Annotated in this window: 11 protein-coding genes; 4 read left to right on the forward strand and 7 right to left on the reverse strand. The window is 58.2% G+C overall.

Features of this window, described 5'->3' with window-relative positions:
* From ACWGS9_RS30100 to ACWGS9_RS30115, 4 genes are all read left to right on the forward strand, one after another.
* Window positions 1–1,260: M24 family metallopeptidase (locus ACWGS9_RS30100; protein WP_454508657.1), on the forward strand; the 1,260-nt coding region annotated here is incomplete at its 5' end.
* A 372-nt stretch (window positions 1,261–1,632) separates the two neighbouring features.
* Complete coding sequence (locus tag ACWGS9_RS30105; protein WP_454508658.1) at window positions 1,633–2,664, forward strand: succinylglutamate desuccinylase/aspartoacylase family protein; 1,032 nt, start codon at window positions 1,633–1,635, stop codon at window positions 2,662–2,664.
* Window positions 2,661–3,317, forward strand: coding sequence for a hypothetical protein (locus tag ACWGS9_RS30110; RefSeq protein WP_454508659.1), 657 nt, complete (start codon window positions 2,661–2,663; stop codon window positions 3,315–3,317). Before ACWGS9_RS30105 ends, ACWGS9_RS30110 begins: the two co-directional genes overlap by 4 nt.
* Before the next feature lie 67 nt (window positions 3,318–3,384).
* A complete protein-coding gene (locus ACWGS9_RS30115; RefSeq protein WP_454508660.1) occupies window positions 3,385–4,863 on the forward strand; it encodes an alkaline phosphatase family protein in 1,479 nt (492 codons plus the stop codon).
* A 194-nt stretch (window positions 4,864–5,057) separates the two neighbouring features.
* On the opposite strand, the gene ACWGS9_RS30120 is transcribed toward ACWGS9_RS30115, so the two are convergent.
* The 7 genes from ACWGS9_RS30120 to aepX form a co-directional block, all read right to left on the reverse strand.
* On the reverse strand, window positions 5,058–6,134 hold the full coding sequence (locus ACWGS9_RS30120) for a succinylglutamate desuccinylase/aspartoacylase family protein (RefSeq protein ID WP_454508661.1): 1,077 nt from the start codon (window positions 6,132–6,134) through the stop codon (window positions 5,058–5,060).
* 422 nt (window positions 6,135–6,556) lie between these two features.
* Window positions 6,557–7,012 (reverse strand): GNAT family N-acetyltransferase, encoded by a 456-nt coding sequence (locus tag ACWGS9_RS30125; protein WP_454508662.1) that lies wholly within the window; start codon window positions 7,010–7,012, stop codon window positions 6,557–6,559.
* A gap of 118 nt (window positions 7,013–7,130) precedes the next feature.
* Window positions 7,131–8,267, reverse strand: coding sequence for an aminotransferase-like domain-containing protein (locus tag ACWGS9_RS30130; RefSeq protein WP_454508663.1), 1,137 nt, complete (start codon window positions 8,265–8,267; stop codon window positions 7,131–7,133).
* A 42-nt stretch (window positions 8,268–8,309) separates the two neighbouring features.
* Complete coding sequence (locus tag ACWGS9_RS30135; RefSeq protein WP_454508664.1) at window positions 8,310–9,092, reverse strand: CDP-alcohol phosphatidyltransferase family protein; 783 nt, start codon at window positions 9,090–9,092, stop codon at window positions 8,310–8,312.
* A gap of 8 nt (window positions 9,093–9,100) precedes the next feature.
* Window positions 9,101–10,297, reverse strand: coding sequence for a pyridoxal phosphate-dependent aminotransferase (locus ACWGS9_RS30140; RefSeq protein WP_454508665.1), 1,197 nt, complete (start codon window positions 10,295–10,297; stop codon window positions 9,101–9,103).
* A gap of 56 nt (window positions 10,298–10,353) precedes the next feature.
* Window positions 10,354–11,139 (reverse strand): phosphocholine cytidylyltransferase family protein, encoded by a 786-nt coding sequence (locus ACWGS9_RS30145; protein WP_454508666.1) that lies wholly within the window; start codon window positions 11,137–11,139, stop codon window positions 10,354–10,356.
* A 363-nt stretch (window positions 11,140–11,502) separates the two neighbouring features.
* Window positions 11,503–12,477 (reverse strand): phosphoenolpyruvate mutase, encoded by a 975-nt coding sequence (aepX, locus tag ACWGS9_RS30150; protein WP_454508667.1) that lies wholly within the window; start codon window positions 12,475–12,477, stop codon window positions 11,503–11,505.
* Window positions 12,478–13,398 lie beyond the last annotated feature (921 nt).

Genomic DNA, 13,398 nt, shown 5'->3' on the forward strand with positions numbered 1-13,398 from the left:
AACGTGCAATGGTCGATGAAATCTACTCCCGGCAGGAAATCCTGCGCTCGATCGACAATGCGGACGAGCGCCAATTTTTCTTTCCATATGCATTTGGGACGAGGATTAATGATGGACCGCAATCCCTTTTCGGAAGCTGAAATAGCTGAGCGCCTTGCCAGGCTGCGAACCATGCTTGCGGAGCGCAATCTAGACGCAGCGGTCTTCGCTTCTCCAGAGAACGTCTTTTATCTCACCGGGCTGGACCACTGGGGATACTTTACTCCGCATCTGCTTGTCGTCGCGCACGAAGGCCAGCCTGTTCTGGTCACCCGTGCCAATGAGAGATCAACTATCGAGAATCGGGTGAAGGCAGCAGTGTTCCGCAGCCACTCAGAAAGCGAAACGGCGGCTGACGTTGCGGCGCGGGTGCTGGCGGATCTCGGGTTGGCCAGTAAGCGGATCGGCCTTGAATACTGGACGGCTGGTCTCAGCCATGGGCTTGCGGTAGCACTTCAGTCGCAGACCGACGCCAAATGGAGCGACGTTTCCGGTCTGGTCGACAAGATGCGGCGAGTGAAAAGTGCCGAAGAGCAAGCCCTGATGCGTCGGGCTGCCAAGGTGACGGACGCCGCCGCGGGTGCGGCGATTGCGGCCATCACCGACGGTGCCTCCGAGCAGGACGTCGCTGCCCAGTGCATGGCAGCGATGATACGCGCCGGAGGGCATGTTCCGGGTTTTGGGCCTTTCATCCGTCCAGGCGCGCGTGTGAGCGAAGTGCATACGACCTGGGGGGATGGCCTTTATCGGAAAGGTGAACCCGTCTTCATCGAGCTATCCGGCTGCATCTCGCGCTACCACGCGCCCCTCGGTCGGCTTGTCCACATTGGCCACATCAAGGACGAGGACCTGGCAATGGCGGAAGTAAGTGCCAGGGCGTTCGATGCTGTTGTCAAGGCACTGCGCCCCGGTGCGATAGGGCGAGATGTTTTCGCAGCCTGGCGAACTGTAGCAGACGATGCTGGCCTGGCTGATTACTATCGCCAGTCGTGCGGCTATCTAATCGGCGTCGGTCAGCCTCCGTCATGGACCGGCGGCAACTCGGTGATCGGGCTCAGACCCGACTCCGATATCGTCATCGAGACTGGCATGAGCTTTCACATCCTCTCGTGGCTGATGGGGACCGGGCGCGGAGACGACTTCGTTTCCAACACGGTCCTCTTGGGTGACCGCGGCGCTGAGCTGCTCACCCTCACGCCGGCCGGCCCGATTGTACAATAGGAACGCACCATGCCGCGCTACTCGGCATTTTCGATTTCCGCTTGTTGTCTGACCAGTGGCGGCGCGCCTGGCGGGCGACGGAGCCCAAGCCGCGAGCGACAGGCAATTGTAGCGGGCCGTTTTACCGGTGCCGATCTCCGCACCATGCCTGAATGCCTTCATGCTGGCTTCATCTTCGGGAAGAGCATCCGGCGGGCAAGTTCGTCGACCTGGTTGGCTCCCTTGGGGTCATATCAGTAGCAGCACCACCTATGGATTTCTCGCACACCGACAAATGCGATCCGCTTTTGAACCGGCACAGCCCGAGATCGAACCCTGTTTGAACGCGGCTTGGATCCGATCATCCAAGCCTACAATTGATGAGTAACGGACATGGATACAACGCCAAAAACGAAGATCTGGGCTGACATCGACCTGGACGCGGACGGCAAACAGGTTGGATATTTCCGGCTGCCGCTCGCCGTGCACGACCGATCTGGAGACGATGTCGGCTACAATTTCGAGGCCATCCCCGTGGTCACCATTCGCAATGGCGAGGGTCCCGCTGTCCTACTGATGGCGGGCAGCCATGGCAACGAATACGAAGGCCAAATCATCCTGACAAAGCTGATCCGGGAGTTGCGAGCCGAGGACGTTCGTGGCCGGATCATCGTTCTGCCAGGGGCGAATGCTCCGGCCGTTCGCGCCGACCGGCGCAATTCCCCTCTTGATGATGGAAATCTGAATCGAAAATTTCCCGGCGATCCGGATGGCGATCCCACATCAATGATTGCCCATCTGATCGAAAGCGAATTGCTGACGCGCGTCGACTATGCGGTCGACCTGCATTCCGGCAGCCTCAGCATCGAGTATTTACCCTGCGCTGTCGTCGCAAGCGATCCCGATCGCATGGGCGATGATCTGGATCTCCTTCGCGTGTTCGGCATGCCAACCGGGATGATCATTGAACATTCAACGGGCGGTGACCGCGCACTGATCGGGGGGTGTCGGCGCCAAGGTGTGCAACATCTTTCGTCGGAGTTGGGAGGCGGCGGCGGCGTGTCCCGCGCAGCCCTTGCTGCCGCGGAACACGGCGTGATGCGGCTCCTTCATCATTTCGGCGTGACAAGAAGGCCGCTGACGGACCGGCCGCCGCTCGACTGCACGCTGCTGAAGCGCGTGGCAAGTCGGGACTACATCTATGCCGAAACCAGCGAGCGCGGCCTGTTTGAGCCTTTTGTTGGCCTTGGCGACCGGGTCGAGGCGGGCCAGACAACGGGGCTCATTCATTTCACGACAGCACCTTGGCGTGAGCCGCAACCGGTGATCGCCAAATCAGGCGGCGTCATTCTTTGCCGGCGGATTCCCGCAAGGACGGGCCTCGGCGACTGCGTCTTCGTGCTTGGGAAAAATTGGACCTCATGAGCAGCCATAAATTCCACCGCGATCAACGAGATCTAAGAGACTTTGATTTTGTACCAGACGCGAGCGATCCCGCGCTCGATGCGGATATGGCGGCGGCCATGGCGAAGCAAAGAATTGCGGCGTCGTGCCGGCGGTCTGCCCCTTACACTCGAGGACAATCGCCGGCAGCAAAGCCAACTCATCGGATTTTTGGAGCGAAGGTGCGCCCGACATCGCCCATGTCGGGCATTCCGATTGAGGCGCTAACTTGGCGACTTTCAGCCATTGCTCCGAACCCCGACGTGAAGCTGCGGATTTCGACACCAGATGATCAAGGCGATCCCCACAAAGGGTTCCGCGAGGTAGGATCCATCAGAACCTGGTCATCGACCGATACCGTCTTCGCCCGAGGATCAAATTCCAAGGGCCTGCTGTCGTTGAACGCGCAAATCGACCACTGTGGTCGGGCCGGGCAGCACAGTCGAGGTCGACGATTTTCTCAACTTGATTATCCATCTCGAGGAAGCTTGCCCGCACCAGTTCGCGAAGCAGAAAAAAGAAGTGCCCATGGAGGCCCGACAGCATTGTTGCCGGCTTCGGCATCTTGTTCGATACCGGCAACCGATCTCTCCCCCCTTACCCCGCTATCCATGCTTCTGAAGGTCGGCGGCTGATTTGGGAGCGCTCAAGCGAGGTCCTCAATAGATACTTCAGCAATCATCAAACTTCGGATCAAACAACATGCATTCTCCCCGCTCTCTTGTCGTGAGCTTCGACGGTCTTCGTCCCGATCTGATCTCCCCGGAATTGACGCCCAATCTCTGCCGCTTGCAGTCGCTTGGCGTCACGCTATCGGAGCACCGAACCGTCTATCCGAGCGAGACCCGCTCAGCCTTTCCGAGCCTCGTCACCGGCGCGACGACAAGCCGGCACGGCATGGTCGGCAACAAGTATGTCGACCGTTCGGTTTCGCCGCCGCGCTATATCGACACCGCAGACGCGGCGTTGCTTCGCAAGCTTGATCAGGAAAACGGCGGAAAGCTGATGTCTGCGGCGACGCTTGGCGAGACGCTTGCTTCCAACGGCCGAAGCCTGGCCGTGTTGGCGACGAACACGCCGGGAACGACGCGCTTCTTCCACCACAAGGCAGAGGATTTCGGGCATGTTCGGTTGTCGGGCCATTTCCGCGAGGCCTGCACAGCCGATGCCTTGGCGGAGGCAGAAGCCCGTGTTGGTCCGCTCACTCCCGAGCCGCCTAAAATCGAGCCAGATACGTCCGGACAGGACTGGATTACCTCGGCCTTTCTCGAGGTCGTCTGGCCGAAGCACCGGCCAGACGTGACGATCCTCTCTTACGGTGAGCCCGATGTCACCTCCCATTTCCATGGCACTGGAGCCGAGGCGACGCGGCGCATCATCGCCCATTGCGACCGGCAGTTCGGCCGTGTGCTCGACTGGTGGGAAGCGGAGGGCCGCGCCGAGGACGTGCAGATCATCGCAATATCGGATCACGGACACATCACCGGGCATACGCGCGTGTCGGTGATCGAAAGCCTGCGGGATGCCGGTTTTCGACCGGGCGTCGCGCCCGGGCCTGACGTCAATGTCGTGGTGGTGCCCGGACAGGTGGGCGCGCTCTATCTCGCCGAACACTCTGACGAACAGGTTGCGCGGCTGGTGGCGACGATCACTGAGCACCAGTGGTGCGGGCCAGTGTTCACCCGAGCCCGAAACGAGACTGACGGTATCGCAGCCGGCAGTCTCGGCAACCATCTGGTCTTTGCCGATCACCCGCGCGCGCCGGACGTCTCGTTCTCCTTCCGGGCGGACGATGGCGTTGACCCCTTCGGCCTCATTGGCGGCACGTTCTATGACAATGACCGGCGCGCAGGCCTCGGCGTCCATGGTGGCTTGCATCCGAAGGAACTCGCGGCTGTCGGCATTGTCGCGGGGACAGCTTTTCCGGCGGCCGGTTCCGTCTCGACAGTCCCATCCGGCATTTGCGACTTCGCGCCGACCATTTTGCATCTTCTTGAGATAGGCAGACCGAACACGATGAGTGGCCGGGTTCTCAATGAGTTGCTCTCGGATTCTGAGAAAGCGAACGCAGCAATCCGACATGAAAGTTTCGAGGCGAAGCTCGGCCGCTACCGTCAGGTCCTTCGACGCGTTCAGGTTGGAGACGCCATCTACATCGATGATGGTACGGCCGAGAGTTAGTTTCCACACGTCCGCTCCGAGGGCTGAGTCTTGTTGCGCACGCCTTGACGACGGTGGGCGCTTGGTTCGCAACCACCGTAGTTTGTTTGAGGGCCTGCTCGATTGACTATGGGCTCCACGTCGAGGGCCTTTCAATTCATCAAGGCTTGCGTATGGTTCGATGATAAAATATTTTTCGTTGCGTGTAAGCTTCCTCATGCGGGCACTACAGCAGACGAGGAGGGCAACTCGTCTGCTGTATTAAACAAGCAGTCGCCAATTGTTGTACGTGCGGGGACTCGCCTGCAAAGTACAACGCCAGTCTTTTTGAAATGAACAGCATCGGGTTCCTTCCATGGAGCGTCCGTGCAATGAACCACTCCGGCTACTTGCCCTGCATGCACCTTATGTCCGAGCTCAACGTATGGCTCGAAAATACCTGTCGCGTGTGAATAGACATAGTCTTTAGCCGGGTGTCGCAAAAAAAGCCTCACGTTTTGGGCCCCCATCGATGGCTGGTCGCTGGCTAATACGCCCACGTGTCTAAGCAGCCGAGACATGCCTGTTTCGGCCGCTCGCAACGCCTGCAAGTTTACTGTCCCGGCCCCCCCAAGCTCGGTTGACAAGTACGGTATCCCCCCCGCCCGGTCACAACCTCCGCTCAGGCTTTGACCGCCGCCAGCTGGTGCATCAGCGATGAATCCCACAGGGAGACCGAAGACAGACAACAGAGAAAGCAAGTACACTAGCTTCCGTTCTTCCCTTGGTCGAACAATGACAGTTGACGGCAAATATTCCAGAGATGAGCCACCGGAATGAAAATCGCAGACCAGATCGGTGTTGGGGAGAAGGCACGTCTCGATAAAGTGTGCAATCATCCATGTTGGCCCTCCGTCCGCTTTCCCTGGGAAGCAGCGATTCAAGTTGCCTTCATCAATTGGTGAGACTCGTTTTCCTGCTTCAACCGCAGGCGCATTTGCGGCTGGTAAAATGATAATCGTTCCACGTACATCAGAGAGTCGGACTTGACGCAGGAATTTCATGAGCAAGATCTGACCCTCCCACTCGTCGCCGTGGTTTCCGGCGATGAGGAGGACGCGGGGGCCACATTTGTTCTTGACCACGGCTACGGGTATAGGAATCCAGCCATAGGCGGATTCGTGCGATGAGATTGGTAGCCGGAAATAGCCAAACTGCTTCCCGTCGGAGTTAAGCTCGACGTCCGACCAAATTTTTGAATTTGTTATTTCCACCCCCTGATGTTCAGCTGTGATATTGTTAGCGCCGGTCATCAAACTCGCCTCTTTCTGATCGCAATGGTGATCTCCGTCTGATATAGGAGTTCAACCCGTCCGTGGTCCTCTTGATATCGTCTTTTGTTTTCTTCCAAGGAGCGGAGCCCTCGGTCAGCTAACGATTTTTGCTGGCGCGGCAAAGGACTTGCTGCTGTCGAACATTGAGCAGCACCTGCGGCGGTTATGGCCGCAAAGCTCGCAACCTCAAAAGGCCATCGCTCTGACGCGAGTAAGTACCGAATCCCTGACCTAGCCAGCGTCACCTCCTTGGACAGATTTCACGTCTAAATTGCTCCCGCCCGTCGCAAGCGCGACGTTGGGGCTCCGCGAACAGAACCATGACGGAGGTAAAATTCTTTGGCGACCGAATCGGATTTCGTGCCTTGGCGCACCCGCGCAATTCCCTCAATGCGCCCGGTTCAGATGCGGCGTTCTATTCGGTAGTGTGGTTGAACGCCGGGTGGTTTCCGTTCTCCGCCCACTTGCAAAAACCCGTGCCGAAGGTAGAAACCCATCGCGGTCGATCGGCCATTGGCCCATAGAAGCGTGGCGTCTCTTCCGCGAAGCATCCTTAGGCCGTGCTCCAGAACTGCAGATGCTAACCCCTGGTTACGAAAGCCTGGATGGGTGGCCATGGCTCGCAGGCGCCAAGAAGAGCCTTTATCTTCAAACTGTTTGCTGATGGATTGATCCTCACGCAAGTATGTTGCGACAGAAACGATTGTATCGCCGAGAAAGGCGGCCAGGTGAAATTGTTCTGTCGCATAGCTATATGCTGGTGCCGGCCGGGCGCGAGCGGGCAACAGACTGATCCGTCGGATTTCCTCGCAGTCAACTTCCTCGACAAGCCCGACATGGAGCGCATCCTCGGTCATGTAGATTCGGGGGAACACGGGTATGAATGAGGCTGACCGAAGACGTCGGTATGTGAGATCCGACCGTTTCTCGTTGATGGGCATTTTTCCCCCGTGACCTTCGTTCTTCCGCTGCGCGTCATCGAGTTAAGTTGCTCACGATCTGAAGGCCGCGAGTTAGAACCTCACGATTGCTCGGGACTCCAAGACCGATACGAAAGCGCTCGGGACTTGAGCCGAAATCGACTTCGAACTGAATTCCCGACCCGATGCTGACTCCTTGATCCCGACTTCGGAGCATCAGTTCGTCGAGCGTCATTCCGGGCGGCACCTGAAGCCACAAATGATAGCTGGAAGGATGGCCGGTTCCTTGTGCGAGATGTAGGATTTCCGTTGCGAGCCCGCGGCGTTCGGCCGTCTCGCGCCGCACGGTTGACAGGATTTCTTCGGCGGTCGAAGTCTCCAGCCAGCGGGTCGCAATTTCGGCTACGATCGGCGCAACCATCCAATTGGTGGTGGGTACGCTGGGCCAAAATACTTCGGAGAGGGCTTCTCCGCTCGGGCCGACGACGTAGGCAACGCGGAGTTGGGCGGCAAGCGATTTGCTGAGGCCCTGAATATACCAGCTCCGCTCGGGCGCATATGTCGACAGGGGCAGAGGAGCAATTTCCGGAAGCGCGCCATAGATGTCGTCCTCGAAAACCTGGAGATCGGTGTCTCTGGCAATCTGTGCGATCATCGCGCGGCGCCCAGGGGGCATGATCACCGAAGTCGGATTGTGGATCGTCGGCATGCAATATAATGCGCGCGCTTTTCTGCCCTCCTGCCGGCAAACACGCAGAAGGTCGTCGGGGTTAATACCTTCATGGTCGATACTGACGCCCCGCAACTGAATGCCGAGAAGCTTCGCAAGGGGCTTGATGGCGGGGTATGTGAGAGATTCTGTTAACAGAATTCCGCTTGGACCAACGTGTTTGGCCATCAACATGATCAGCGCACTTTGCGATCCGTTGGTGAGGGTCGTAGTTTCCAAAGATGGCGGTGCACCCAACCGTCGAGATAGCCATTTTACGCCAGCGAGACGATCGCGCTCCGATCCCAAGAATCGAGGAAAGCGGATGGCAGTAGCCACATCCGTTTCGATGATCGCCTTTAACGTGGCCTTCAAACGGCCGTTAACGATCGGACACGGCGGGGGGAAGTTTCGGCCGAAGTCGATGAGATCTGACTCCAACGTATTTCTTGATGGATCTACCGATGGCAGGATGTTTCTCATAGCTTCTTCCGCTGTGTCATCATTCGTATTTCAGTATTTGCCCTAGCCCGCATTCATCTGGGCCAAGATCGCCAAGGCGACTGACACGATGATTGCTGCGATGGTTGCGATCGGAATTGCCCGGCCCCGTATTGCCGGCACCTTAACCGCTGTGGTCACGTGGAGTATGGCGAGGGCGATGAAGGCCAGCGCGAAGACTGTCGGAAACGCCGCAACCGGGAAACCTGGCCGCGCCATCAGCAGGATCGCGACTAACGGGGTATCATAAGAGACGGGGATGCCCGCAAACTTGGCATCCGAGGTCAGGCCGAAACTCTCGAAATAGCTGAGGCGGATGGCGCCAGCCATGATGAGGGCAAGAATGGCCACGAGCGACAGGATGCTCCCTTCTCCGACAAATACGACAACAACCGACGGAAATATTACGCCATGGATGAAGTCGCCAAAGCCGTCGAGGCATTTTCCGAAGTCCGCAGCTCCTGGACGGCGGCTGTCACTAGTCTTGCGGGCGACATGACCGTCCCAATGGTCAAGGAACCACATCCAGAGCATCGATGCGGTGCCGAGCTCTACGTGACCGTTCAACGCCAGGAAAAGTCCGAGGATTGCGAACACGAAGCCTGTTGCCGTAATGGCATTGGCGTAGTCTCGAAGGTATATCAGCATCGGGTACTCCTCGACGAAGCTCTTAGTGGCGGGCGCCTGGGCGCCGTCGGCGCGCGGCTGGAAAGGCATGGGCGCGCGATCCGGCACCTCATTCCAGTGAGTGAACGCCATCGGTCCACGTGCCTTTGCCGACCGCTGCCCGCAGTTGCCGTCAATCATGCTGCCGCCTAACGGCTTTTAAGACCATTGAGGGTAGCGACAACTTTCTCCAGGGCCGGTTCGATTTTTTCCGGTGGCGCTCCGAATGAAAGCCGCAGTCCTGTCTCGTCACCGAACGTTGTTCCGGCAACCGAAGCGACGCCTACTTCGTCAAGAAGTATGCTGGCAATATCATCCACCGTCCGGATTGAGCTCGTGCTCGGCAGTCGGGCGAGAACTGCCGTGAGATCGAGATAGAAGAAGAACGAGCCATCGGCACGCGGTGGCGCGACGTCCTCCAGCTCGGAGAGGATTCTTAGCCCCGCCTTCCGCGCAGCCGCGAGGCGCTGATGCATCTCCCGCTCGTAGCTGCCGTCACCGACTTCGAGGTGATGCAATATGGCGTGTTGAGCAATCACATTCGCGTTCGATGTCGTAATGCTGTGAAGTTTTTTGGCCGCGGCGACGATTTCCGGCGGTGCCGCGAAATAGCCGAGGCGCCACCCGGTAATGGCCAACTCTTTGGAAAAGGCATTGACCAATATGGTTCGTGAACGGATGCCCGGATGAGCCACGATAATCGACTGATGGCGATCCCCGGTGAAAACAAAACTGGAGTAGCATTCGTCGGAGACGATCCAGAGATCATAGTTTATTGCGAGATCACCGATGGCTTGAAGGATCGCCCGATCGTACACTGCTCCCGTCGGATTATTGGGCGAGTTGATGATAATCGCCACGGTCTTGGGCGTTATGGCGTCACGAAGGGCGCGAATTTCGGGAACATAGGAAGGCGGTTTGGCGTCCACGAAAACGGGCTTTGCCCCCGCCAGACGAACTTGTGAGGGGAATGTCGGCCAACATGGGCTAATAATGATAACTTCGTCGCCTGGATCGAGGAGCGCCAAGGCGGCATCGAGCAGACCCTGTTTCGCACCTGCAGTGATGACGATGTTGTCGGTATCCCACGCAAACCCGGTGTCGGCGGACAGTTTTTTGGCAACTGCTTTACGAAGACACGGTAAGCCAATGCTATCAGTATAGCGGTTTATTCCGGCTTGTATGGCAGCGATCGCGCCTTCGCATACCGAGGCCGGAGGAGCGGTGATCACCTCGCCGGCTGCAAGATCCGCAATTTCGCGACCTTGGTTTGCCGCCGCTTTCGCGGCTTCCCGAGCTGCCGCGGTCCCTGATCCGGAAAGGAGGGCAATTCGTTGCGCCAACATGTCGGTCTCCTGTCTGTTGTCCGCCTCTGCTGGGCTCAGCCTGCAGCCGCCCGCAGTCAGGGCTGAGCTGCTATCGTGGCCTCAGGCGCGAAGATCCTTTCCGCCATCACAAGGTCATCCTCGCTGTCGATCTCGTACCATTTGAGATCGTCGCACCGGACAGCCGCGATCTGCAGGCCCCTCTGCTGAACTAGTTGAGACAGCAGCTCCTCGCAGTAGGACTTGACGGCACCGGCGTCGATAAGATCATCGAGATGCGGGACGATTGTCGTGCGCAGATCCTCGCCGGAGAAGCGGATCAGGTTCATGGTCTTGAACAGCTGCGGTGAACCGTCCGTCAGATGTTCAGCGGTCTGACCCATCCTAAATTCCGCGATATGCCCGTGATCCGTCAGAACGACGGCCGAGCCTTCCATCGACGCTTCGAAGGGAGCGACGGCGGCGGCGTTTTGAGACTGGCTTGTCGCGAGGCGGCGAAGCGCATCCGGCTCGAAATAGACGTCACCTTCGAGAAGATAGGTATTGCCCGCCAAAAGGACGTGACGCGCCAGCCAAAGGGAATAGGCGCTACCGGTCCTGTCGAAAACGTCCGATTCGACATAACTGATTTCGAGGCTTCGGAACCGGCGGCCGCAGGAGTATTCGATCGCGTCCTTGCGATAGCCAACGACGATGGTGACCGCTTCCACGCCAACGGCCTCAAGGTTTGCTAGCGCGTTGTGGAGAATTGGCGTGCCATTGACTTCAACCAGCGGCTTTGGGCGTAAATCAGTCAGCGGTCGCAGACGCGAACCGAAGCCGGCGGCGAGAATTACAGCTTGCTTGGCAGAGTTATCGACCATTGGTCATTTCCTCGGTGTGACGCTTTGGCGGGACGCCTGATTCCAAAACGCTGCAGCCATCAGCAAGCCAGCGCAGCCCATTTCGAGCTTTCAGGGAACCCAGAGCTGGACGCGCGCCTTGGCAGATGCAGCCCGAAACGGGTGGTACAGCTATCAATGCTTTTTCTGATGGCGTGATCGCCCCATAGCGGATCGTTGCAACCGGATTGCCCCACTTTCCCTGGCCATCAGATATCGACCTCGTGGCCAGCGTCGCTGGCCGCCTGGAGGCGGAGCCCGCCGGCCGAAGATTTGAACCGGCGTGGTCCTTGCGCCAGCACGAGCGCCTTCTGCGTTTGCAAATTGCACTTTCAAGTCGGCCGATCATCTTAGGGCACCGCCTGCGGTCTTCGGCCAAAGATAATGCGACTCTGCGGCAGCGAGTTCGTCATAAGCCATCAACTCGAAAAGCTCTTCCAGCGGTGCGACATCGGGCTCGATGCCAGCTATGCCTTCTTCGCGAATGATGCGATTACAGACGTTTCGCATGGCGGCGATGGCAGCGCGCATATTGTGGTTTGCCCAGATCACGGCCGAGATATGTGCGGCGCGATATTCGGCGACGGGGGTGCGATAGTATTTCGTCGGCACGATCACGACAGGGAGGTGATTCTGCCATGAATGGGCGAATGCCAAGATTTCCGTCGGGTCGGATTTGCGCGAATGGATGAGGATCGCGTCGGCACCGGCGCCAGCATAGGCATGCGCGCGGGAAAGTGCTTCGTCCTGGCCGTGGCCGGCAATGAGGGCCTCTATCCGAGCCACGAGCACAAAGTGGGGGTCAGAGACGGTGTCTTTCACGGCCTTCAAACGGCCGCAGAACTCCTCGATGTCGGCGAGCGGGTGGCGGTCGCCAATGAAAGAGTTCATCTTAGGGAAGAGTTTGTCCTCGATGCATATGCCACTCGCGCCGCGTCTGTGCAGGTGGGCGGCGACAAGGCGAGCGTTGTTGAAATTGCCGAAGCCGCTGTCGCCATCGACGAGAATAGGAATGTTGGCAACACGAGCCAAACGTTCCACCACGTCGGCCACTTCGCTCCAAGAAGCTTCGTTCGCATCGCGGTAGCCGAGGCTGGAGGAGATCGAGAGGCCGGACGCCCAAAGCGCCTTGAAACCTGCGCGCTGGGCGATCTCCGCGGAGAGCGCATCATGGGCTTCCATTAGGAATGCTGGTTTGTCATCTATGCAAATGAGGTCACGGAGCGTAGGTATACCTTCGCTTGCACAGCCGCCCGAATCCGCAGGTGATGCTTCTTTTCCGATATGCGGATCCGACGCAGACCTGACATGTCCTTTCATCCCTTCAATCAATCCCCATATTGTCCGCGACGTGAATGTCGCTCGGCAGCTTCTGTCACTGCGCTACAAGGGAGTTTCAAAAGTTGTGCCAACTGCGCACAAGTGGCCTACAAGAATTTTCTACCTAGTTTTCAGCGACTGAGATGAATGCGCGTCCGGGACCCGCGCCAACGATTCGTGTCACTCACGTGACAAACCCGCCAGTAGTGTCGATTTCCAGGCATTCTCAAAAGGAATAGGGGACGGAATTCATCCGTCCGGAGCGGAATTCCCGCGCCCAATTCAACCGGCCCGCGCTGTCCGATGTCCGATGATGTCGTGGCTTCTTCCAAATTGCTGCGAACAGCCCGGTTGCAGGAGATCGCCTGCGCAACCGGGCTGTTCTTCGGCGCCGGCGACGTTCTGACTCAACTGTATTGGTTTCGCTTATGATCGGGAGAAGTCCGGCGTTGCGCTAATTCACTAAAATGTTCCGACGACCAGATGAGAATCCGACGCCCAGGATTCTTATTAATGATCAGCGGCAACGAAACGGCCGCCGCCCCAGGATCCGTGCTTTCGCCGAGCACCTCTTCGCGCAGCAGAAATCCCGCACGGCCTGACCGCACGATCGGCCTCGCAGGCTAGGACGAAGATTGGCATTGACCAACTTCGCCTACAATCTTGCCCGCCATTTCCTGGCATCAGGGGCCAACTATGCTCGCATAACGGCTCGCAAAATGCTGCCGCCACGCCGATTTCCAACATCCGGCGTCAAGCTCAACGACCATAACCGAGGTGATCACCACGCGTCAGGTAACGCCCAACCTCATCTGCGTCCTATCGCGCTCGGAATTCCGGTAGTTCGACTGGCCAGCTCATCATATCCTTCGCAGGGTTGCGTAAAGCGTGCAACGATCATGGCGCTGATCATCAAGGCGA

It is taken from the genome of Mesorhizobium sp. Arg314, assembly GCF_053714275.1.